Here is a 20,447-nt window from a genome sequence, read left to right on the forward strand (position 1 = left end):
CAGGAGGACCTTTGGAACCCACTGGTGAGCCGATCCATGGTGACCGGCCCGCAGTGCTGGAGGCTCTTCGCGCAGCGGGGTGGGCCGAGGGCCGGGAGTACGACATCTCCGGATGGATGGAGGAGCTCGGGGGAGCGGGCTTCGAGCCGGGCCCGCTCGCCCGGCGGGTCTGGTCCGAGTTCGGAGGGCTGACGATCCGCAGTGCCACGCAGCGCGTTCCTCCGTCGAGCCTGCGTATTGATCCGGTCGACGCCTGTATCGATGCCCTGGACGAGTCGCGGGTGCTCAGCCGCCGGTTCGGGGAGAACTGTTCCCCGCTGGGTATGTGGGCCGTCCAGTTCCGGTCGTACATCGCCGAGAGCGGCCTCGTGGTCGCGATCGGACTGCGGGACATGTGGGTCCTCGGGCCCACCTTCGCCGAGGCGTTGGCCCACGTGGTCGTGGGAGGCGGCGACGAGAGCCGTCGGCAGCAGGCCGACTGGCTGAGGTAGAAGGCACGCCTCCCCATCGTCTGCATGTGCGGCGAGCGCCCTCAGTGGTCCGGGAGCAGCGCCCAGAAGTGGTCGACGATCTCGTCGAGGTAGCGCCGTCCGTCCTCGCCGGAGGCCGTGCTGCCGCCGGCACGGCTGAGGGTGGCCGCCAGGAGGATCTGGTAGTCCTGCTGCATGGTGCGCAGCGGGTCCTGCAGGTCGCGGCGCTCGATGGCGACGAGCTTGGCGATGGCGCGGATGTGGGCCTGCCAGCGGGTGGAGACGGCCTCGGTGAGGAGGCGGGCCAACTCGTTCTCGAGTCCGGTGATGGCGATGAAGTCGCGTGGGGGAAGGCCGAGAACGCTGCCGAGGGCGGCGGACTGGCGCTTGTCGCCGGTCCACAGGCCGGTCTCTTCCATGTGGTGGTACGCGTCGAGCGTCAGGCCCGTGGCACGTGCGACGTCCTCGACGGGAAGTCCGCGGGCGAGGCGGTGCTCGCGCAGGGTACGGGCGTGACCCATGAGCTCACCGGGGGCGCACCACAGGGCGCCGGCCAGGGCGGTGAGTTCGTCGGCGGTGGGCAGTGCCGTGCCGCGTTCCCACGCCGCGACGTGGTCGGGCGTGATGTGGGTCATGCCGTAGGAGGCGCGCATGCCGTAGGCGACGTGGCCGTGGGCCATCCCGAGTTTCTCGCGCAGAGTGCGGGCGGCGCGCGCGTTGAAGGGGAGGGGTGGATGCACGGTGCGAGAGTAGGCAGTTACTCGCCGCTACTCCATGGCCACTGTCGCCTGCATCCCGTTATGCGGGATAGGTCGTCAGGGATTTCGTAGGAAGCCACAGGGGTTGCCCGACCAGTCAATTCCCGTTCCTGACGGCCTGGTTGTGTACCGCGTCGCGCCACGTATGATCCGCTCGCGAGGTGCCGCATGTGTGTTCGCACAACAGTCGTGAACGCTCTTTCCCCGCGGCGCCGTCATCCTTCTCCCTCCCATCTGTAGGCCCAGGAGACGCCGTCATGCAGAACAGCGCGACCAGTCCGGCCGACGCGCCGCCCACCGGAACCGGCGGCCCGCTCGACCGGTTCTTCGGCATCACCGAGCGTGGCTCGACGTACGGCCGGGAGATACGTGGCGGGTTCGCCACGTTCTTCACCATGGCGTACATCCTGGTGCTCAACCCGATCATCCTGAGCAGTGCCAAGGACAAGTTCGGCGAGCAGTTGGACGCCGGGCAACTGGCCACCGTCACGGCGCTGGTGGCCGCGGTCATGACCGTGATCATGGGCGTGGGCGGCAATCTGCCGCTCGCCCTTGCCGCGGGTCTGGGTATCAACGCCGTCGTCGCCTTCCAGGTCGCCCCTTTGATGGGCTGGGACGACGCGATGGGCCTCATCGTGCTGGAAGGGCTGCTGATCTGCGTCCTGGTGGTGACCGGTCTGCGCGAGGCCGTCATGCACGCCATCCCGCAGCCCCTCAAACAAGCCATCAGCGTCGGCATCGGCCTGTTCATCGCGTTCATCGGTTTCGTGGACGCCGGGTTCGTCACCCGTATCCCGGACGCCGCGAACACCACCGTGCCCGTGCAGCTCGGCACCGGTGCGCTCACCGGCTGGCCCATGCTCGTCTTCTGCCTCGGCGTGCTCCTGACAGTGGTGCTGCTCGCCCGCAAGGTCAAGGGCGCCATTCTCATCAGCATCGTCTTGATGACGATCCTCGCCGTCGTCGTCAACGAGCTGGCCGACGTCAAGTCCTGGGGCCTGACCTCGCCCTCGCTGCCCGACAAGCCGTTCGCCGCCCCTGACTTCGCCCTGCTGGGAAACTTCGACCTGTTCGGCTCGTTCGGCCAGGTCAGCGTGCTGACCGTGGTCCTGCTCGTCTTCACCCTGATCCTGTCCGACTTCTTCGACACGATGGGCACCGTCGTCGGTGTCACCGCAGAAGCCGGACTTCTCGACGAGCGGGGTCAGGTCCCCGGCCTGGGCCGCGTTCTTCTCATCGACGGTGCTGCCGCCGTCGCGGGCGGCGCCGCCTCCTCCTCGTCCGCCACCACGTACATCGAGTCCGCCGCGGGTGTCGGTGAAGGTGCGCGTACCGGTTTCGCCAACCTCGTCACCGGTGGTCTTTTCGCTCTCGCCCTCTTCATCGCCCCCGTCCTGACGATCGTGCCCCTCCAGGCCGCGGCCCCGGCCCTCGTCGCTGTCGGATTCCTGATGATGACCCAGGTCAGGCACATCGACTGGGACCGCTACGACGTCGCCGTCCCCGCCTTCCTGACCATCGTCGTCATGCCGTTCACCTACTCCATCACCAACGGCATCGGCGCCGGTTTCATCGCCTACGTGGTCATCAAGGCGTGCCTGGGCAAGGCCCGTGAGGTGCACTGGCTGCTGTGGGGTACCGCGGCGCTGTTCCTCGTCTACTTCGCCATCGACCCGCTGGAGCAGCTCCTCGGCATCAAGTAGCCGTCGGCAGCGGGCCGGCGGCTCGGGCGGTCGGCGCGGTTCCATGACGGGCGAGGACCGTCCCCGGTGTCACCGGGGGCGGTCCTCCTCGTTGTCGACGTCCGTCACGATCGTCTTCGACGTCAGGCGGTCGTCCTTGAAGCAGAGCCGGTACGCCGGCGTCGTCTCGTACTTCTTCGCGCGGTAGTACTCGCAGCGGCCCGCGTCCGCCGGCTCCGGCTGGACGCCCGACGGCGGGCCGTCCAGGGAGAGGCGGGGGAGGCGGGTGAGGACGTCCGCGCGGGTGTCGCCCACGCGGATGCGGTCGTACTGGGCACGTTCCATCACGGTGCGGGAGTCGCTCCAGAAGCGGAAGCCGAGGATCAGCAGGGCCAGTACCGCGCCGACAGCGACCGGGACGGTCAGGGCCTGGAGCAGGCCGCGCCGTACGCGGCGGCGGGCGTCGTCGAGTTCGCGGGCCGCCGTGGGGGCCGCCGGCGGTGCGGGGGCGGCGCCGGACGACAGCGGGAGACGGGCCGTCACCGTGAAGCCGTCCGCGTCCGGGCCGTGGGTGAGCGTGCCGCCCGCCAGGCGGACCCGTTCGTCCAGGCCGACGAGGCCCGTTCCGCCCGGAGCGGGGGAAGGGGCGGACGGCGGAAGGGAGTTGGTGACGCGGACGGTGACGCCGGCGTCGCCGTAGGACAGCGCGACGCGCACCACCGCGCCGGGCGCGTGCTTCGCCGCGTTCGTCAGGGACTCCTGGACGACGCGGTGCACGGCCCGGGCGGTCATCGGCGGAAGGCCGGCGCGCGGGCCCTCCTCGTGGAGGTGTACGTCGAGGCCCGAGTCGCGGGCCCGTTCCACCAGTGCGCCCACCGTCTCCCCGCTGGGCGCGGTCGGGGCGGGCTCCCCGTCGGCGCGCAGCACACCGACGATGTCCCGCAGCCGGGCGGTCGCCTCCGCCGCCGCCTCGCGGAGTTCGCGGGCCGCCTGCTGCTGCCGGGGCCCGAGGCTCGCGTCGACCTCCAGGGCCGCGGCCCGTACGCCGATCAGCGACAGGTCGTGGCCGAGCGAGTCGTGCATGTCCCCGGCGATCCGCGACCGCTCACGCAGCCGCTCCCGGTCGGCCACCGCCTGCTGTTCCCGTTCCATGCGGTCGGCCAGCTGCCAGCCGGTCGAGACGAGTTGGGCGTACTGGCGCACGTAGCGGCCGACCAGCCAGGGGACGACGACGGCGAACAGCAGCGTGATCAGGAGGGCGAACCAGGTCCACAGGTCCTCCAGCGCCAGGCCGAGGACCAGCCCCGCCGCCGCGATGCCGGCGAAGGTGAGCAGCGCCGGGCGGGCGGTCGCCGTGCGGCGGCCGGAGAGATACCCGAAGGCGGCCATGGCGGGTGCGTAGGAGGCGGTGAAGAGTTCCGGTGTCTGCCAGGCGCTGAGGGAGACGGCGACGAGCAGGGACACGAGCGGCCACGACCGGCACAGCAGGACCGCGAGGCCGAGCATGGGGACGCCGGTGCCGACCCACCACCACGAGCCGCCGTCGTTCGGGTCGGAGCGGAGCAGGACGCAGCTGCCGAGCACCACCCACAGGGCGAGGTCGGTGAGGCGTTCGCGGGCGTTCTCTCTGCGCATGCCCCCACCCTGTCAAAGGCCCCGTGCCCGGGGCCTTTGACGAAAGTGGGGGACTGTCACTGCCCCCGGGCGGCCGTGACGGCGGCGAGCGCCTCGGTCACATGATGCTCGGCGGCGGTCTTGTCGACGCCGAGCTCCGACAGCGGGCCGCTGCCGTCCTCGGCCTCCAGCAGGGCCAGCAGGAGGTGCTCGGTGCCGATGTAGTTGTGCCCGAGGCGCAGGGCCTCGCGGAAGGTGAGCTCCAGGACCTTGCGGGCGCGGGCGTCGTACGGGGCGAGTTCGGGCAGTTCGTCGGCGGCGGGCGGGAGGACGGCCGTCACCGCGGCGCGGACCCGGTCGGCGTCGGCGCCCTGGGCGGCGAGGGCCTTGGCCGCGAGGCCGTCGGGTTCGGCGAGCAGCCCGAGCGTCAGGTGCTGGGTGCCGACGTGGGTGTTGCGGGCCTCGCGGGCCTCGTTGGCCGCCGCCGCGACGACGTTCCTGGCCCGGGGGGTGAACCGGCTGAAGCCCTGGCTCGGGTCGAGGTCGGCCGGCTGGTCGGACTCCTTGGTCACGAAGCGCTTCTGGGCCGCCTGTTTGGTGACGCCCATGGAGGTGCCGATCTCGGTCCATGAGGCGCCGGAGCGGCGGGCCTGGTCGACGAAGTGGCCGATGAGGTGGTCGGCGATGTCGCCGAGGTGACCGGCGGCGAGCACCGCGTCGGACAGCTGGTCGAGCGGCTGGGAGTGGACCTTCTTGATCGCCTCGATCAGATCGTCGAGGCGCACGGGATGCGTGAGACGCACAGGATCGGTCATGCGACAACCTTAGGTTGACGCACGAGGATCGTCAACCCGAAGTTGACGATCACGGGGTGTCCGCCACCAGCCCCGCCTCGTACGCCAGAATCGCCAGCTGCACCCGGTTCCTCAGTTCCAGCCTGCCGAGGACGGCGCTGACATGCGCCTTGACCGTGCCTTCCACCACGTACAGCCGCGCCGCGATCTCCGCGTTGGACAGGCCGGCCCCCACCAGCGCCACGACCTCCCGCTCGCGGCCGGTCAACGGCTCCAGCGCCGTCCGGGCCTCCGCCGCCCGCGACATCCGTCCCGCGCCGAGCCGGTCGAGCACGCGACGCGCGATCTCGGGGGACAGGCAGGCGGCGCCCCCGGCCGCCGCCCGCACGCCCGCGATCAGCTCCCTGGGGTCCCCGGACTTCAGCAGGAACCCGCTCACCCCCGCGCCCAGGGCCCGCTCGATGTACTCGTCCTCCGAGAAGGTGGTGAGCATGACCACCGCCGTCCCGGGCGCCACGCGCCGCAGCTCCTCCGCGGCGGCGAGCCCGTCGAGCCGTGGCATCCGGATGTCGAGCAGGGCGACGTCCGGCCGGTGCCCCACGGTGAGTTCGACGGCCTGACGCCCGTCACCGGCCTCCGCGACCACCTCGACGCCCGGATCGGCGGCCAGGATCGCCCGCACCCCGGCGCGCATCATGGTCTCGTCGTCGGCGAGCAGGACCCGTACGGGAGGGGCGCTGGTGTCGGTCGGGCCGGCGAAGGTGGTCATGCCGTCAGCCTAGACATCCCGCCCGCCGGGTGGATCAACTCCCGGTCGGCACGCCGGCGGACGGGTGCGGCGGAGGGGTCGGCCCCGGACGTGGGAGGGCGCTGCCCGGGAGCCGTTGTGGCGTCCCGGGCAGCGCCCCGGATCAGGGATGTGCGGTCAGCCTCAGAAGGTGAGCTTGAAGCTGTTGATGTAGCCGGTGTCGTAGCGGGCCACGTCCTGCACCCGCAGCTTCCAGGTGCCGTTGGCGACCTCGCTCGAGGCGTTGACGGTGTAGGTCGCCTTGACGTTGTCCGCCGAGTCCGAACCGCTCGAGCCCTTCAGGCGGTACGCGGTGCCGTCCGGGGCGAGCAGGTCGATGACCAGGTCACCGCGCCACGTGTGCACGATGTCGACGCCGACCTGAAGGGTGGACGGGGCGTTGCCGGTGCGGCCGGTGACGTTGACCGAGGAGGTCACCGCGGCGCCCGCGTCCGGGATGCTGACGTCCGCCGTGTTCTCGAAGACCGTGCCCGGGTCCGGGTCGCCGCCGCCGGGGCGGGAGCCGACGTTGATGCCGGCCCAGGCGTCGGTGACCGCCTTGACCTCGGCGCTGGCCGCTCCGTACAGCTCCGTCGCGACCGCGAGGGTGCCGGTCCTGGCGCCCGCGTAGTCGGTGCGGGAGCTGAACTTGGTGGTGAGCGCCTTGTACCAGATCAGCGCGGCCTTCTCACGGCCGATGCCGGTCACCGGCAGGCCGTCGGAGGTCGGCGAGTCGTAGTTGACGCCGTTGACGGTCTTGGCGCCACTGCCCTCGGAGAGCAGGTAGAACCAGTGGTTCGCCGGGCCCGAGGAGTAGTGGACGTCGACGTTGCCGATGCCCGAGTACCAGTAGTCCTTGGACGAGCCGTCCCTGCTCGGCTTGTCCATGTAGCGGAGCGGGGTGCCGTCGCCGCGGATGTCGATCTTCTCGCCGACCAGGTAGTCGCCCACGTCCTGGGAGTTGTTCGCGCTGAACTCCACCGCCGCGGCGAAGATGTCGCTGGTCGCCTCGTTGAGGCCGCCGGACTCACCGCTGTAGACCAGGCCGGCGGTGTTGGAGGTGATGCCGTGCGTCATCTCGTGCGCGGCCACGTCGATGGAGGTGAGCGGCTTGCTGTTGCCGGACCCGTCGCCGTACGTCATGCAGAAGCAGCTGTCCTGCCAGAACGCGTTGACGTAGTTGTTGCCGTAGTGGACCCGGGAGTACGCGCCGACACCGTCGCCGCGGATGCCGCTGCGGCCGTGCACGTTCTTGAAGTAGTCCCAGGTGAGGGCCGCGCCGTAGTGGGCGTCCGCGCCGGCGGTCTCCAGGTTCGACGGCTGGCCGTTGCCCCAGATGTCGTCCGGTCCGGAGAACAGGGTGCCGGTGCCCGACGTGCCGCGGTTGAGGTTGTACGTCTTGTGGTTGCCGCGGGTGGTGTCGGTGAGCGTGTACGAGGGGGCCGTGCCGAGCGTGACCTGGCCGCTGTACTGGGTGTTGCCGGTGCCGTTGTGGACGGCCTGCCATTCGAAGAGCTTGTCGCCGGTGACGGCGTCGGTCACGACGTGCAGCTCGTTCGGGGTGCCGTCGTGCTGCAGCCCGCCGACCACCGTCTCGTAGGCGAGGGTGGGCGTGCCCGTGCCCATCCAGACGACCTTGCGGGGTGCCCGCTCGGCCTTGGTGGCCTTCGAACCCTCGGCCTTGGCGGCGCCGAGCGCCTGCTTCTCCGCTGTGGCCGGCGCGACGTCCGCGCTGGTGTCGATGTTCTTCAGGGCGGCGCGGGACGCCTTGGTGACCGACTCGGTCGCACCCGTCGCGGACTGCGCGACCACCAGGTCGCCGCCGAGCACCGGCAGGCCCTCGTAGGTGCGCTCGTAGCGCGTGTGCGTGGTGCCGTCGCGGTCCTGCGCGACGTCGCGGACGACGAGCTTCTCCTTGGCGGTGAGGCCGAGTTCCTTCGCGGTGGCGGCCGTCGTGGCGGACGCCTGGCGTATCAGCTCCGCGCGCTGGGCGGGGGACAGACTCTTGGGCAGCGCGCCCGGGTCGGCCTTGCCCGCCTTCGCGGCGGTGGGCGCCTGCGGCTGGGCGGCGGCCGAGGTTCCGGTCTGGAAGCCGACCGCGAGAAGGGCGGCGGTGGCGATGAGAGCTCCGGTCGCGGTGGCGCGCCGGCGATGCGTGGGTCTCACGCGGACTCCTTCTGCGAGGGGGGTACCGGTCGGCTGGGTGGGTCGGCCGGGCAGAGCATGCGGAGCTGTGGTGCGTGGATCGGGGGAAGACTGGCAGCCGTGAACGTGTTCTGTCAGGAGCGCGACAAGAAGTTGGCCGGAATTCGTCCGTTGCCCGATAGGTCATGTTCGGTCAGCGGACGTTTCGCGGATCGTTGCCGGGCAGGGCCCGGGCATTCGCCCCGGCCCGACCCGGAAAGCAACCGGATGTTCACGGCGAAGTCTGCATCTGTGAAGGCGGCGTAGCGGCGCGGCTGTTCGCGGTCCGGTACGGGCCTTCGAGGCGTGGCTCATTCCGTACCGGGGCGGACGGGCGGCGTCGGGCGGCATTCCGTACCGGGGCGGGCGGGCGGCACGGGCGGCATCGGGCGGCATTCCGTACCGGGGCGGGCGGGCGGCACGGGCGGCATCGGGCGGCATTCCGAACCGCCCCGGGGCCGCCCGTGCGACGGACCCGGCCCGGCGGCCCGGCCCGCCGAGGACTCAGCCGACCACGCTGTCCCGCCACGCCCTGTGCAGCCCCGCGAACCTGCCCTCGCCGCCGATCAGTTCGGCGGGGGCGCCGTCCTCGACGATCCGGCCGTGCTCCATCACGAGCACCCGGTCCGCGATCTCGACCGTCGACAGCCGGTGTGCGATCACCACCGCCGTACGGCCCTGGAGCACCGTGTCCATCGCCCGCTGCACCGCCCGCTCGCCGGGGATGTCCAGCGAACTCGTCGCCTCGTCGAGGATCAGCACCGCCGGGTCGGCGAGCAGCGCCCGCGCGAAGGACACCAACTGCCGCTGCCCCGCCGAGATCCGTCCGCCCCGCTTGCGCACGTCCGTGTCGTATCCGTCGGGCAGGGACTCGATGAAGTCATGGGCGCCGATCGCCTTGGCGGCCTGCTCGATGTCCGCGCGGCTCGCCTCCGGCCGCCCGAGCGCGATGTTCTCCGCGACCGTCCCGGAGAACAGGAACGCCTCCTGGGTCACCATCACCACCCCCCGGCGAAGGTCCGGCACGGCCAGGTCCCGCAGATCGGTCCCGTCGAGCAGGACCCGGCCCTCGGTGGGGTCGTAGAAGCGGGCCAGCAGCTTGGCGAGGGTCGACTTGCCCGCGCCGGTCGAGCCGACGACCGCGACGGTCTGCCCGGCCGGGATCGTCAGGTCGAACCGGGGCAGCACCTCCCCGCCCGTGCGGTAGGCGAAGCTGACCTGCTCGAACACCACCTCGCGGCCAGGCGTGCCGGACCTGCGCACCGGCAGCTCACGCGGCTCGCGAGCCTCGGGGACCGTCGGCTCCTGCGCCAGCAGGCCGGCGATCTTCTCCAGCGAGGCGGCCGCCGACTGGTAGGAGTTGAGGAACATCCCGAGCCGGTCGATCGGGTCGTACAGCCGCCGCAGGTACAGCACGGCGGCGGCCAGCACACCCAGCGCGAGCGTGCCCTGAGCGACCCGGTACGCGCCCCACAGGACCATCGCCGCGACGGCGGTGTTGGCGACGAGCCGGGAGCCGACGACATAGCGCGCCATCTCCAGCAGCGCGTCGCCGTTGGTGCGTTCGTGGCGGTGGTTGAGCACCTCGAAGTCGGCGTCGTTGGCCCGCTCGCGGCGGAAGGCACGCACCGGCCGGATGCCGTTCATGGTCTCCGCGAACTTCACGATGACCGCCGCGATCGCCGTGGAGCGGTTCATGAAGACGGACTTGGCCCGTCGCTGGTAGACCCGCACCAGCAGATAGAGCGGCACGAACGACAGGACCGCCATGCCGCCGATCCCGAGGTCGAGCCAGAGCAGCATCGCCGAGATGTACACGAAGGCGAGCACGACGCCGATGAGTTCCTGAAGTCCCTCGCTCAGCAGCTCGCGCAGCGATTCGACGTCGGTCGTCGAGCGGGAGATCAGCCGGCCGGAGGTGTACCGCTCGTGGAAGTCGACGCTCAGCGCCTGGGCGTGGCGGAAGATACGGCCCCGCAGATCGAGGAGCACGTCCTGGTTGACCCGGGCGGAGGCGCGGATGAAGGCGTACTGGAGCGCTCCCGCGGCCACCGCGCACAGCGCGTACCCGGTGCCGACGGCGACCAGCGGCCCGTGGTCCCGCTCACGGAACGCCGGGACGCCGCGGTCGATGGCGTACGCCACCAGCAACGGGCCCGCCTGGACGGCGGCCTGCTGGAGGAGCAGCAGCACCGCCGCGAGGACGACACGGGCACGGCGGGGGGCGAGGAGGGAACGCAGCAGGGCGCCGGTCGCGCCGGCCGGCGCGGGCAGGGCGTCCCGGTCGAACGGGTCACCCGCCGGCCCACCTGTCCCGGGCGGCGCCGTGCCGTCGAGAGGGCCGGCCGCGGCCGCGGGGCCGCTCGTCGCGGGCCCGGTCGCGGGGCGGGCCGCCACGGGTGTGTCCAGGCCGGCCGCCGACGTGTCCGCCGGCCCGTCCGCAGGTCCCGTAGGCGCCGCGCCCTCTGTCTGCCCTGCCGGGCGCGCCGTCGCCGGCCCCTTCGTCGACCCCGTCGTCACCGTGCCGTCCCTTCAGTCCACGCGGTCGCGTCCGCGTCCGTCCGACCCTTCGTCGCCTTCGGGCGGTCCGGGTCCCCGGACACCGTCCCGGGCCGGCCTGCCACGTCGACCGGGCCGTCGGGCCCCTCCGCGCCGGACATCAGCCATGCGTACTCGGCGTTCGTACGCAGTAGTTCGTGGTGCGTGCCGACCGCGGCGATCCGGCCGCCCGACAGCAGCGCGACCCGGTCGGCGAGCATCACCGTCGACGGCCGGTGCGCCACGACCAGAGCGGTGGTGTCCTCCAGGACCCGGCGCAGCGCCGCCTCCACCAGGGCCTCCGTGTGCACGTCGAGCGCGGAGAGCGGATCGTCGAGGACCAGGAAGCGCGGCCCGCCGACGACGGCGCGGGCCAGCGCGAGGCGCTGGCGCTGACCACCCGACAGACTGAGACCCTGCTCGCCGACCTGGGTGGCGGCGCCGTGCGGCAGCGCGTCGACGAAGCCGGCCTGTGCGATGTCCAGCGAGCGGCGCAGTTCCGCGTCGTCGGCTCCCTGTGCACCCATCAGGACGTTCTCCGCGACGCTCGCCGAGAACAGCGTCGGCTCCTCGAACGCCACCGACACCAGCTCGCGCAGCCGTTCACGCGGCATGGTGGTGATGTCCTGCCCGTCGAGGGTGATCCGACCGGACGTCGGCTCGTACAGCCGCGGCACCAGCGCCGTGAGGGTGGTCTTGCCGCTGCCCGTGCCGCCCACCAGGGCCATGGTCTCGCCGGGCCGCACATGGAGGTCGATCCGGGCGAGGACCGGGGCGCTGCCGTCGGGCGCGTCCGGGTAACGGAACCCGACGCCCTCGAAACGCAGTCCACCGCTTTCCGCTTGAACGCCGGACGGCACGGCCCCCGCGGCGCCGCCCGTCCCGCGCCCCTTCTCCGTACGGGGCGCTGTCTCCTGCCCGTCGTGCGTCTCGCGCTCCTCCTCGGCGTCCAGCACCTCGAAGTAACGGTCGGCCGCGGTCGCCGCCTCCTGGCTCATGGCCAGCAGGAAACCGATCGAGTCCACCGGCCAGCGCAGCGCCAGGGCCGTCGACAGGAAGGCGACCAGCGTGCCCGCCGACAGCGTGCCGTCCGCGACCTGGATCGTGCCGAGCACCAGTGCCGCGCCGATGGCGAGTTCGGGAATGATCGTGATCAGCGCCCAGACGCTGCCCAGCAGACGCGCCTTGCCCAGCTCCGTGCCACGCAGCCGTTCCGAAAGACCCCGGAACGCCTCCGCCTGGCTGCGGTGCCGCCCGAAGCCCTTGATGATGCGGATGCCGAGGACGCTCTCCTCGACGACCGTCGTCAGGTCGCCCACCTGGTCCTGTGCCTTCCGCGCGACCAGTGAGTAGCGCGCCTCGAAGAGCGAACAGACGACCACCAGCGGCAGTACGGGAACAAGGAGGACGAGTCCCAGCGTCCACTCCTGCCCCAGCAGGATCACGAAACCGACCAGGATCGTGGTGGCGTTGACGAGCAGGAAGGTCAGCGGGAACGCCAGGAACATCCGGAGCAGCATCAGGTCCGTGGTGCCGCGCGAGAGCAACTGACCGGAGGCCCAGCGGTCGTGGAAGGCCACCGGAAGGCGCTGCAGATGGCGGAAGAGGTCCGCCCGCATGGCCGCCTCCACGCCCGCGAGGGGCCGCGCCACCAGCCACCGCCGGAAGCCGAACAGCACCGCCTCCGCGACACCCAGCAACAGCAGGACCAGGGCCCCGAACCAGACCCCACCCGGATCGCCCGCCGCGACCGGTCCGTCGACGATCCACTTCAGCACCAGTGGGATGACCAGGCTGAGGCAGGAGGCCACTATGGCGACGAGAGCCGCGCTGAACAGGCGTGTGCGGACCGGGCGCACATAGGGCCACAGCCGCACGAGCGAACGCACGGCGGAGCGGTCCGTGGTGTCGGACGTATCCGAATGTGTAGTGGGCATCAGGTGCGAGCCTACGGTTGACCACTGACACCGCTCATGTGGTTTTCCGCCGGGCGGGGCACCTCCGGCCAGGTGAACCACGGGCCCGCCGGGCCGAAGTCGTACGCCCGTATCAACCGATCGGCCGATGCCGGCTCGAGCGTGATGGGCGATGTGCCGGCCGGCGGCCGCGCGGGAGCCTCGTGGCCATGGCGATAGTCCAAGTGAACGACCTGCACAAGGCCTACGGTGGCCGGCCCGTGGTCGACGGGGTGAGCTTCGGCGTCGAGGAGGGCGAGATCTTCGGGATCCTCGGCCCGAACGGCGCGGGGAAGACCACCACCGTCGAATGCGTGGAAGGCCTCAGGACCGCCGACACGGGCACGGTCAGGGTCGCCGGCCTCGACCCGGTGGCCGACCACGAGGAGGTCACCCGGCTGCTCGGCGCGCAGCTCCAGGAGAGCGAGCTCCAGCCCAAACTCACGGTGCGCGAGGCCCTGGAGCTGTACTCGTCCTTCTACGAGCGGCCGGCCGACTGGCGGCCGCTCGCCGAGCGGCTCGGCCTGGTACCCAAGCTCGGCGACCGCTTCGCGAAGCTCTCCGGCGGCCAGAAGCAGCGCCTGTTCATCGCGCTGGCCCTGATCGGCAGGCCACGGGTCGTCGTCCTCGACGAGCTGACCACCGGACTCGACCCGCGTGCCCGCCGGGACACCTGGCAACTGATCGAGGAGGTGCGGGACTCCGGCGTCACCGTCCTGCTGGTCACCCACTTCATGGAGGAGGCGCAGCGCCTCTGCGACCGGATCGCGGTCATCGACAGGGGCAGGGTCGCCGCGCTCGACACCCCGGCCGGACTGATCGGCCGGTCCACCGCGTCGACCGTCATCTCCTTCACCCCCTCCGGCCCGCTCGACGAGCGGGAACTGGCCGCGCTGCCGCAGGCCGCCTCCGTCACCACCACCGACGGCCGGATCGTCGTCCACGGCACCGACGAGACGGTCACCGCCGTGATCTCTCTGCTGGCCAGGCTCGGCATCACCGCCCGTCAGCTCCGTGTCTCCGAGACCTCCCTGGACGACGCGTTCCTCGACCTCACGGAAGAAAGGCTCTGATGACCACCGCCGCCCCCGCCCCCGGCACGGCCACGGCACCCGCACGCGTCCCGGCGTGGGCCGCCGTGCTGCGGACCGAGGCCCGCCTCTTCTCCCGGGAACCCGGATCGCTGTTCTGGATCCTCCTCTTCCCGACGCTGCTCATGACGATCCTCGGCCTGATCCCGTCCTTCCGGGAGGCGTCGGACGACATCGGCGGCCGCCGCGTCATCGACCTCTACGTCCCGGTCGCCGTGCTGCTCGCCATGATCATGGCCGGGCTTCAGGCGATGCCACCCGTCCTCGCCGGCTACCGCGAACGCGGCATCCTGCGCCGGATGTCGACCACCCCGGTCAGGCCCTCCGTGCTGCTGTCCGCCCAGCTCGCCCTGCACGGCGTGGCGGCCCTCGCTTCCGCCGTACTGGCGCTGGCGGTCGGCCGCGTCGCCTTCGGCGTCGCCCTGCCGGGGCAGCCCGCCGGCTACGTGCTCGCCATGGTGCTGACGACCGCGAGCGCACTGGCGCTGGGCGCGACGGTCTGTGCCGTCTCCCGCAACCAGAAGATCGCCACCGCCGTCGGATCGGTGATCTTCTTCCCGTCGATGTTCACCTCGGGCGTGTGGCTGCCCGTCCAGACCATGCCCGGCACACTCCAGCGCATCGTGGAGTTCACACCGCTGGGAGCGGCGTCACAGGCCCTGGACCGGGCGGCGGCGGGCAGTTGGCCCGCCTGGACGGACCTCGGCGTCACGGGGCTGTGGGCCGTGCTGCTCACCGCCGCGGCAGTCCGCTGGTTCCGCTGGGAGTGATCACCGTGGCCGGGGTGGGGGAAACTTGGCGCATGAGGCTGTCCGACGCGGTGCAGAGGCCGGGCACGGCCGTACCGATCGAGGAGCGCTGGGCGCAGTTCTACCGCTACGGCCCCTACGCCCTCCTGGGGCTCGCGACCGTGATCGCCGGCGCCGTCGCCGGCGACTTCATGAGCCGCGCGGAGATGCGCGCCGCGGGTGTACTGGTCCTCGCCGCTCTCGCGCTCCAGGTGTGGTGGGGCGTGCGCCGGCCCGACCAGGAGGAGCACGCCCGGGCCGGGCAGATCTACTACGCCCTGCGGACCGTCCTCGCCTTCGCCCTCGCCTGGCTGAATCCGCTCTTCTCCGCCTACGCCGTTCTCGGATACTTCGACTCGGGCCATCTGCTGCCCGGCCGCAGGGCGTACGCGGGGCTGCTGGCCACCGCCGTGACCATGGCGGGCTCCCAGGCCGGCGGCCTGCCGCCCGCCTCCACGCTCCAGTGGGTCCTCTTCGGCGGCCTGTACGTCCTCAACGCCGCCCTCTGTCTGCTCTTCGCCCGCTTCGGTGTCCAGGAGGCCGAGCGGGCCCAGGAACGTCTGGCCACCATCCAGGCGCTGGAGCTCGCCAACGCCCGCCTGGAACAGGCCCTCGAGGAGAACGCGGGCCTGCACGCCCAACTCCTCGTGCAGGCCCGCGAAGCGGGCATCGCCGACGAACGCAGCCGGCTCGCCGCCGAGATCCACGACACCATCGCCCAGGGCCTGGCCGGCATCATCACCCAGCTCCAGGTCGTCACGTCCACCGAGGACCGGGACGTCGCCGGCGAACATCTGAGCCGGGCCTGCGCCCTGGCCCGGCACAGCCTCGGCGAGGCCCGCCGCTCCGTGCAGAACCTGGCTCCGGCGGCCCTCGAGCACGCCACCCTTCCCGAGGCATTGGAGAAGACCGTCGCCGACTGGTCGCGGCGCACCGGCGTGCAGGCCCGCTTCACCGTCACCGGCACCGAGGAGCAACTGCACGACGAGGTCGCCGCCACCCTGCTGCGGATCGCGGAGGAGGCCCTCGCCAACACCGCCCGGCACGCGGACGCCGCACGTGCCGGCGTCACCCTGTCCTACATGGGCGACGAAGTCACCCTCGACGTCCGCGACGACGGCCGGGGCTTCGACCCCCTCGCTGTCGCGCCGCGTTCCGGCTCCGGCGGTTTCGGGCTCGACGGCATGCGGGCACGCGCCGAGCGGATCGCCGGCACCGTGGCCCTCGAATCGGAGCCGGGCCAGGGCACGGCGGTGTCCGCTCGCGTACCGTTGGTCCGCCATGGCTGAACACCCTGTCAACGAGCATGCCGTCACCCTGATCGTCGTCGACGACCATCCCGTCGTACGGGACGGCCTGCGCGGCATGTTCGAGTCCGCGGCCGGCTTCCAGGTCCTCGGCGAGGCCGCGGACGGCCCCGCGGGCGTCGAACTGGCCACCCGTCTCGACCCCGACGTGGTCCTGATGGACCTGCGCATGCCCGGCGGCGGGGGAGTGGCGGCCATCGCCGAGCTGTCCCGCCGCGGCGCCCGGTCCCGGGTCCTCGTCCTCACCACGTACGACACGGACTCCGACACCCTGCCCGCCATCGAGGCCGGCGCGACCGGCTACCTCCTCAAGGACGCGCCCCGCGAGGAGCTGTTCACGGCGGTACGGGCCGCCGCCGAGGGGCGTACGGTCCTCTCGCCTGCGGTCGCCTCCCGCCTCGTCTCGCATGTCCGCACCCCGGCGGCGCCCGGCAGCGAAGGTCTGTCGGCGCGAGAGCGGGAGGTGCTGGAGCTCGTCGCCAAGGGCACCTCCAACCGTGCGATCGCCCGCGAACTGTTCATCAGCGAGGCCACGGTGAAGACCCACCTCACCCACATCTTCGGCAAGCTCGGCGCCAAGGACCGTGCCGCGGCGGTGGCTTTGGCGTACGAACGCGGCATCCTGGGCTGAACGCCGGGCCGCGTCACCGGCCCGGCGGCGCGTCAGGTCCGCACCCTCAGCAGCAGCACCGACCTTCCCGGCACCCTCACCACGCAACCGCCCTCGAGCACCGTGCCCGGGGCCGCGCTCTGGTCCTCGAGCGAGGTGTCCACCACCAGTTCGTACGCCGCCGCCCACGGCGGCCCCGGAAGCCGGAAGTCCACGGGCGCGGCCGCCGCGTGAAGGACCGTCAGGAAGCTGTCGTCCGTCACCTGGCACCCGCGCGCGTCACGACCGGGGATGTCCCGGCCGGAGAGGTAGAGGGCGAGCGTGGCGGACGGCGCGTACCAGTCCTCCTCGGTCATCTCGCTGCCGCGCGGCGTGAACCAGGCAAGGTCACGCAGCCCGTCGGCGGCCTGCGGCCGACCGGAGAAGAAGGCGCGTCTGCGCAGCACCGGATGGCTGTGCCGCAGCTCCAGCAGCCGCCGGGTGAGCTTCAGCAGACCGGCGGGCCCCGGCTGCTCGAGCAGCGACCAGTCCACCCAACTGACCTCGTTGTCCTGGCAGTAGGCGTTGTTGCTGCCGCCCTGGGTACGGCCCATCTCGTCTCCGGCGACCAGCATGGGTACGCCCGTGGACACCAGCAGCGTGGTCAGCAGATTGCGCAGCTGCCGGCCCCGCAGGGCGAGCACGGCCGGATCGTCGGTCTCGCCCTCGACGCCGCAGTTCCAGGAGCGGTTGTCGTCGGTGCCGTCCCGGTTGCCCTCGCCGTTGGCCTCGTTGTGCTTGCGCTCGTAGCTGACCAGGTCGCGCAGGGTGAAACCGTCGTGGGCGGTGATGAAGTTGATGGACGCGTACGGCCGCCTGCCGCCCCAGGCGTACAGGTCGCTGGAGCCGGACAGCCGGTAGCCGAGGTCACGCACGTCGTGCAGCGCGCCGCGCCAGAAGTCGCGCACGGAGTCCCGGTAGCGGTCGTTCCACTCCGTCCACAGCGGCGGGAACGCCCCCACCTGATAGCCGCCGTTGCCCACGTCCCACGGCTCGGCGATCAGCTTCACCCGGCGCAGCACCGGGTCCTGCGCGATGACGGCGAGGAACGGGGACAGCATGTCGACGTCGTGCATCGAGCGTGCCAGTGCCGCGGCCAGGTCGAAACGGAAGCCGTCGACGCCCATCTCGGTCACCCAGTACCGCAGCGAATCGGTGATCAGCCGCAGCACATGGGGCTGCACCACATGCAGCGTGTTGCCGCATCCTGTGTAGTCCGCGTATCTGCGGGCGTCCGCCTGGAGACGGTAGTAGCCGCGGTTGTCGATCCCGCGCAGGGACAGCATCGGCCCCAGCTCGCCGGCCTCCGCCGTGTGGTTGTAGACCACGTCGAGGATGACCTCGATCCCCGCGGCGTGCAGGGCGCGCACCATCCGCTTGAACTCGCCGACCTGCTGACCGGCGGTGCCGGTGGCCGCGTAGGCCGCGTGCGGGGCGAAGTACCCGATCGAGTTGTAGCCCCAGTAGTTGCGCAGCCCGCGGCGCAGCAGATGGTCCTCGTGCGCGAACTGGTGCACCGGCAGCAGTTCGACCGCCGTCACACCGAGCCGCACCAGGTGCTCGATCGCCGCCGGATGGGCGAGCCCCGCGTACGTGCCCCGCAGTTCCTCGGGGATGCCGGGGTGCAGCCGGGTGAATCCGCGGACGTGCAGTTCGTAGATGACCGAGTCGGCCCAGGGCGTCTTGGGCCTGCGGTCGTCCATCCACTCGTCGCCGCCGGGGTCGTCGTGGACGACCACCCCCTTGGGGACGAACGGGGCCGAGTCCCGCTCGTCGCGGACGGTGTCGGCGACATGCTGCTCCGGCCAGTCGCGCACATGCCCGTAGACCTCCGGGGGCAAGGCGCCGTAGTCGTTGCCCGCGCCCGCGTCGACGGCCCTCGCGTACGGGTCGAGCAGCAGCTTCGCCGGATTCCACCGGGCTCCCGTCCAGGGGTCCCAGCGGCCGTGCACCCGGTATCCGTACCGGGTGCCGGGCCCGACGCCGGGCACGAAACCGTGCCAGATCTCATGGGTCAGTTCGGTGAGCGGGAGCCGGGTCTCCGCGCCCCGCTCGTCGAAGAGGCAGAGCTCCACCCCCTCCGCCCCGCCGGCCCACAGCGCGAAATTGGTCCCCGCCACCCCGTCCGGCCCCACCCGGAACCGCGCGCCGAGGGGGGTCGGTGCCCCCGGCCACACGGGTGGTCTGCGGGAGCCCGTGTCCGTCTCTTGGGCATCCGTCCTCGAACGGCGTGCGGCCGGGCCGGCCACCGCCGAACGGGTGCCGGGCGGCTCGCCCGGCACCTTCTCCACCGTCTCCTGCTCGGCTGCGCTCGACACCTGCCGGCCTCCCGCGGCTCGTCGGGCCCCCGCTCGAGGTGCCCCCGGGCGGCAGGTCCCGCAAGGAGCACTGCCCGCGGCGTCCCGGCCGCGGCACCCCACGCGTGGTCCTGTCACCATTTCTGCCCGCGCCGCCCCCGTCCCAACATCGCCCGCCGTTCACGTTGCCCACGCCGGGTGGTCGTCGTTGACCGGTACGTGAGACATGTACTGAAGCGGGCAGGGCACAGGGCCGCGGTCGCCCTGGCAGGGGCAGGACTGATCGCGGGCCTCGCCGGCTGCTCCGGCGGGATGCCGGGCATCGGCGACAAACCGCGGGGGACCAAGGACACCATCCGGGTCACTCCCGAGGACGGCGCGAAGGAGGTGCGCCCCGACGACACCGTGGAGGTGCGGCTGCCCAGCGGGCGGCTGGAGCGGGTCGAGGTCACCAGGATCGAGGACGCCACGAAGACCGTGGTCAAAGGGCGGATCTCCGGCGACGGGCTGCGCTGGGCGCCCGAGAAGGGCACCCGGCTGAGTCTCGCCGCCAAGTACAGCGTGGACGTGGTGGCGCTGGACGGCCACGGCCGGCGCTCCGCCCGGCACACGACGTTCACGACCCTGGTCCCGAACAGCCGGTTCATCGGCTACTTCAAACCGGAGAATCGTTCGACCGTGGGCACCGGGATGATCGTGTCCTTCGACTTCAACCGGAAGATCGAGAACCGGGCCGCCGTGGAGCGGGCGATCCGGGTGAGCTCGCAGCCGCCGGTGGAGGTCGTCGGCCACTGGTTCGGCAAGGAGCGGCTCGACTTCCGCCCCCGCACGTACTGGGATCCGGGCACCGAGGTCACCGTCGACATGCGGCTGCGGGACGTCGAGGCGGCGCCCGACGTGTACGGCATCCAGAACAGGACCGTCTCCTTCACGATCGGCCGGTCCCAGGTGTCCCGGGTCGACGCGGCGGCGCACACGATGAAGGTGGTGCGTGACGGCGAGGTCCTGGCGACCGTCCCGATCACCGCAGGGGCGCCCAAGTCCACGACGTACAACGGCAAGATGGTGGTCACCGAGATGTACGACGTGACCCGGATGAACGGCGCGACCGTCGGCTTCACGAAGAAGGACGGCAAGAGCGAGTACGACATCAAGGACGTGCCGCACGCCATCCGGCTGACCACCTCCGGAACCTTCCTGCACGGCAACTACTGGACCCCCGCCGACGTCTTCGGGTCGGACAACGTCTCGCACGGCTGCGTGGGGCTCAGGGACGACAAGGGCGGCAGCAGCGAATCCCCGGCGGGCTGGTTCTTCGACCGGACCCTGATCGGGGACGTGGTGGAGGTCGTGGGCTCCAAGGACAGGACGGTCGCACCGGACAACGGCCTCGGCGGCTGGAACCTGGACTGGCAGCGCTGGAAGGCGGGTTCGGCACTGCGCTGACCGGGCGTAACCCTCTCGCCCGCCCGTAGGCGGCCCCCACCACGGTCCGATGGACGACTTGGGACCGAACGGTGACATTCGGGGGCA

At 71.7% G+C, this 20,447-nt stretch carries 15 protein-coding genes; 7 read left to right on the forward strand and 8 right to left on the reverse strand.

Annotated features, from left to right (window positions below; all coding sequences use genetic code 11):
* Positions 1-11 precede the first annotated feature (11 nt).
* Positions 12-491: an SUKH-3 domain-containing protein gene (locus ACIPJI_RS10790; RefSeq protein ID WP_402245614.1), complete on the forward strand. Its 480-nt coding sequence runs from the start codon at positions 12-14 to the stop codon at positions 489-491.
* A 41-nt stretch (positions 492-532) separates the two neighbouring features.
* Here ACIPJI_RS10790 and ACIPJI_RS10795 read toward each other — a convergent pair whose 3' ends face one another.
* Positions 533-1,210: a helix-turn-helix transcriptional regulator gene (locus tag ACIPJI_RS10795; protein WP_307708380.1), complete on the reverse strand. Its 678-nt coding sequence runs from the start codon at positions 1,208-1,210 to the stop codon at positions 533-535.
* Between the two features lie 275 nt (positions 1,211-1,485).
* Between ACIPJI_RS10795 and ACIPJI_RS10800 the strand changes: the two genes are divergently transcribed.
* Positions 1,486-2,931, forward strand: a complete 1,446-nt coding sequence (locus ACIPJI_RS10800; RefSeq protein WP_356621084.1) for an NCS2 family permease — start codon at positions 1,486-1,488, stop codon at positions 2,929-2,931.
* A 69-nt stretch (positions 2,932-3,000) separates the two neighbouring features.
* Here the strand turns inward: ACIPJI_RS10800 and ACIPJI_RS10805 are convergent, their stop codons facing one another.
* From ACIPJI_RS10805 to ACIPJI_RS10830, 6 genes are all read right to left on the reverse strand, one after another.
* Entirely contained in the window at positions 3,001-4,545 is a 1,545-nt protein-coding gene (locus ACIPJI_RS10805) for a histidine kinase (RefSeq protein ID WP_356621085.1), read from the reverse strand.
* Between the two features lie 56 nt (positions 4,546-4,601).
* Positions 4,602-5,339 (reverse strand): Clp protease N-terminal domain-containing protein, encoded by a 738-nt coding sequence (locus tag ACIPJI_RS10810; protein ID WP_402245618.1) that lies wholly within the window; start codon positions 5,337-5,339, stop codon positions 4,602-4,604.
* Positions 5,340-5,388: 49 nt separating this feature from the next.
* Positions 5,389-6,087 (reverse strand): response regulator, encoded by a 699-nt coding sequence (locus ACIPJI_RS10815; protein WP_402245620.1) that lies wholly within the window; start codon positions 6,085-6,087, stop codon positions 5,389-5,391.
* Between the two features lie 162 nt (positions 6,088-6,249).
* Complete coding sequence (locus ACIPJI_RS10820; protein ID WP_402245622.1) at positions 6,250-8,271, reverse strand: M4 family metallopeptidase; 2,022 nt, start codon at positions 8,269-8,271, stop codon at positions 6,250-6,252.
* A gap of 522 nt (positions 8,272-8,793) precedes the next feature.
* On the reverse strand, positions 8,794-10,686 hold the full coding sequence (locus tag ACIPJI_RS10825; protein WP_402245624.1) for an ABC transporter ATP-binding protein: 1,893 nt from the start codon (positions 10,684-10,686) through the stop codon (positions 8,794-8,796).
* A 119-nt stretch (positions 10,687-10,805) separates the two neighbouring features.
* Positions 10,806-12,764 carry an ABC transporter ATP-binding protein gene (locus tag ACIPJI_RS10830; protein ID WP_402245626.1) on the reverse strand — a complete coding sequence of 653 codons (1,959 nt, stop codon included), beginning with the start codon at positions 12,762-12,764 and terminating at the stop codon, positions 10,806-10,808.
* 188 nt (positions 12,765-12,952) lie between these two features.
* Here ACIPJI_RS10830 and ACIPJI_RS10835 point away from each other — a divergent pair, with 188 nt between their 5' ends.
* Genes ACIPJI_RS10835 through ACIPJI_RS10850 form a run of 4 tightly spaced genes read left to right on the forward strand, consistent with a single transcriptional unit; the run spans position 12,953 to position 16,599 of the window.
* Entirely contained in the window at positions 12,953-13,855 is a 903-nt protein-coding gene (locus ACIPJI_RS10835; RefSeq protein WP_402245628.1) for an ABC transporter ATP-binding protein, read from the forward strand.
* On the forward strand, positions 13,855-14,643 hold the full coding sequence (locus ACIPJI_RS10840; RefSeq protein ID WP_356621091.1) for an ABC transporter permease: 789 nt from the start codon (positions 13,855-13,857) through the stop codon (positions 14,641-14,643). The genes ACIPJI_RS10835 and ACIPJI_RS10840 overlap by 1 nt, the downstream gene beginning before the upstream one ends.
* A 32-nt stretch (positions 14,644-14,675) precedes the next feature.
* Positions 14,676-15,950 (forward strand): sensor histidine kinase, encoded by a 1,275-nt coding sequence (locus ACIPJI_RS10845; RefSeq protein ID WP_402245630.1) that lies wholly within the window; start codon positions 14,676-14,678, stop codon positions 15,948-15,950.
* Entirely contained in the window at positions 15,943-16,599 is a 657-nt protein-coding gene (locus tag ACIPJI_RS10850) for a response regulator transcription factor (protein ID WP_356621092.1), read from the forward strand. The genes ACIPJI_RS10845 and ACIPJI_RS10850 overlap by 8 nt, the downstream gene beginning before the upstream one ends.
* A gap of 32 nt (positions 16,600-16,631) precedes the next feature.
* Here the strand turns inward: ACIPJI_RS10850 and glgX are convergent, their stop codons facing one another.
* Positions 16,632-18,935: a glycogen debranching protein GlgX gene (glgX, locus tag ACIPJI_RS10855; protein WP_402245632.1), complete on the reverse strand. Its 2,304-nt coding sequence runs from the start codon at positions 18,933-18,935 to the stop codon at positions 16,632-16,634.
* A 198-nt stretch (positions 18,936-19,133) separates the two neighbouring features.
* Between glgX and ACIPJI_RS10860 the strand changes: the two genes are divergently transcribed.
* Complete coding sequence (locus tag ACIPJI_RS10860) at positions 19,134-20,360, forward strand: Ig-like domain-containing protein (RefSeq protein WP_356621094.1); 1,227 nt, start codon at positions 19,134-19,136, stop codon at positions 20,358-20,360.
* Positions 20,361-20,447 lie beyond the last annotated feature (87 nt).

Origin of the sequence: Streptomyces sp. NPDC086835, assembly GCF_044745705.1 — a bacterium.
Classification (GTDB): Bacteria; Actinomycetota; Actinomycetes; order Streptomycetales; family Streptomycetaceae; genus Streptomyces.

What these genes read in the sequence shown, in the direction of transcription:
- ACIPJI_RS10800 (WP_356621084.1), top strand. Translation starts at nt 1,486, where the DNA reads ATGCAGAACAGCGCGACCAGTCCGGCCGACGCGCCGCCCACCGGAACC.
- ACIPJI_RS10805 (WP_356621085.1), bottom strand. Translation starts at nt 4,545, where the DNA reads ATGCGCAGAGAGAACGCCCGCGAACGCCTCACCGACCTCGCCCTGTGG.
- ACIPJI_RS10810 (WP_402245618.1), bottom strand. Translation starts at nt 5,339, where the DNA reads ATGACCGATCCTGTGCGTCTCACGCATCCCGTGCGCCTCGACGATCTG.
- ACIPJI_RS10815 (WP_402245620.1), bottom strand. Translation starts at nt 6,087, where the DNA reads ATGACCACCTTCGCCGGCCCGACCGACACCAGCGCCCCTCCCGTACGG.
- ACIPJI_RS10830 (WP_402245626.1), bottom strand. Translation starts at nt 12,764, where the DNA reads ATGCCCACTACACATTCGGATACGTCCGACACCACGGACCGCTCCGCC.
- ACIPJI_RS10835 (WP_402245628.1), top strand. Translation starts at nt 12,953, where the DNA reads ATGGCGATAGTCCAAGTGAACGACCTGCACAAGGCCTACGGTGGCCGG.
- ACIPJI_RS10840 (WP_356621091.1), top strand. Translation starts at nt 13,855, where the DNA reads ATGACCACCGCCGCCCCCGCCCCCGGCACGGCCACGGCACCCGCACGC.
- ACIPJI_RS10845 (WP_402245630.1), top strand. Translation starts at nt 14,676, where the DNA reads ATGAGGCTGTCCGACGCGGTGCAGAGGCCGGGCACGGCCGTACCGATC.
- ACIPJI_RS10850 (WP_356621092.1), top strand. Translation starts at nt 15,943, where the DNA reads ATGGCTGAACACCCTGTCAACGAGCATGCCGTCACCCTGATCGTCGTC.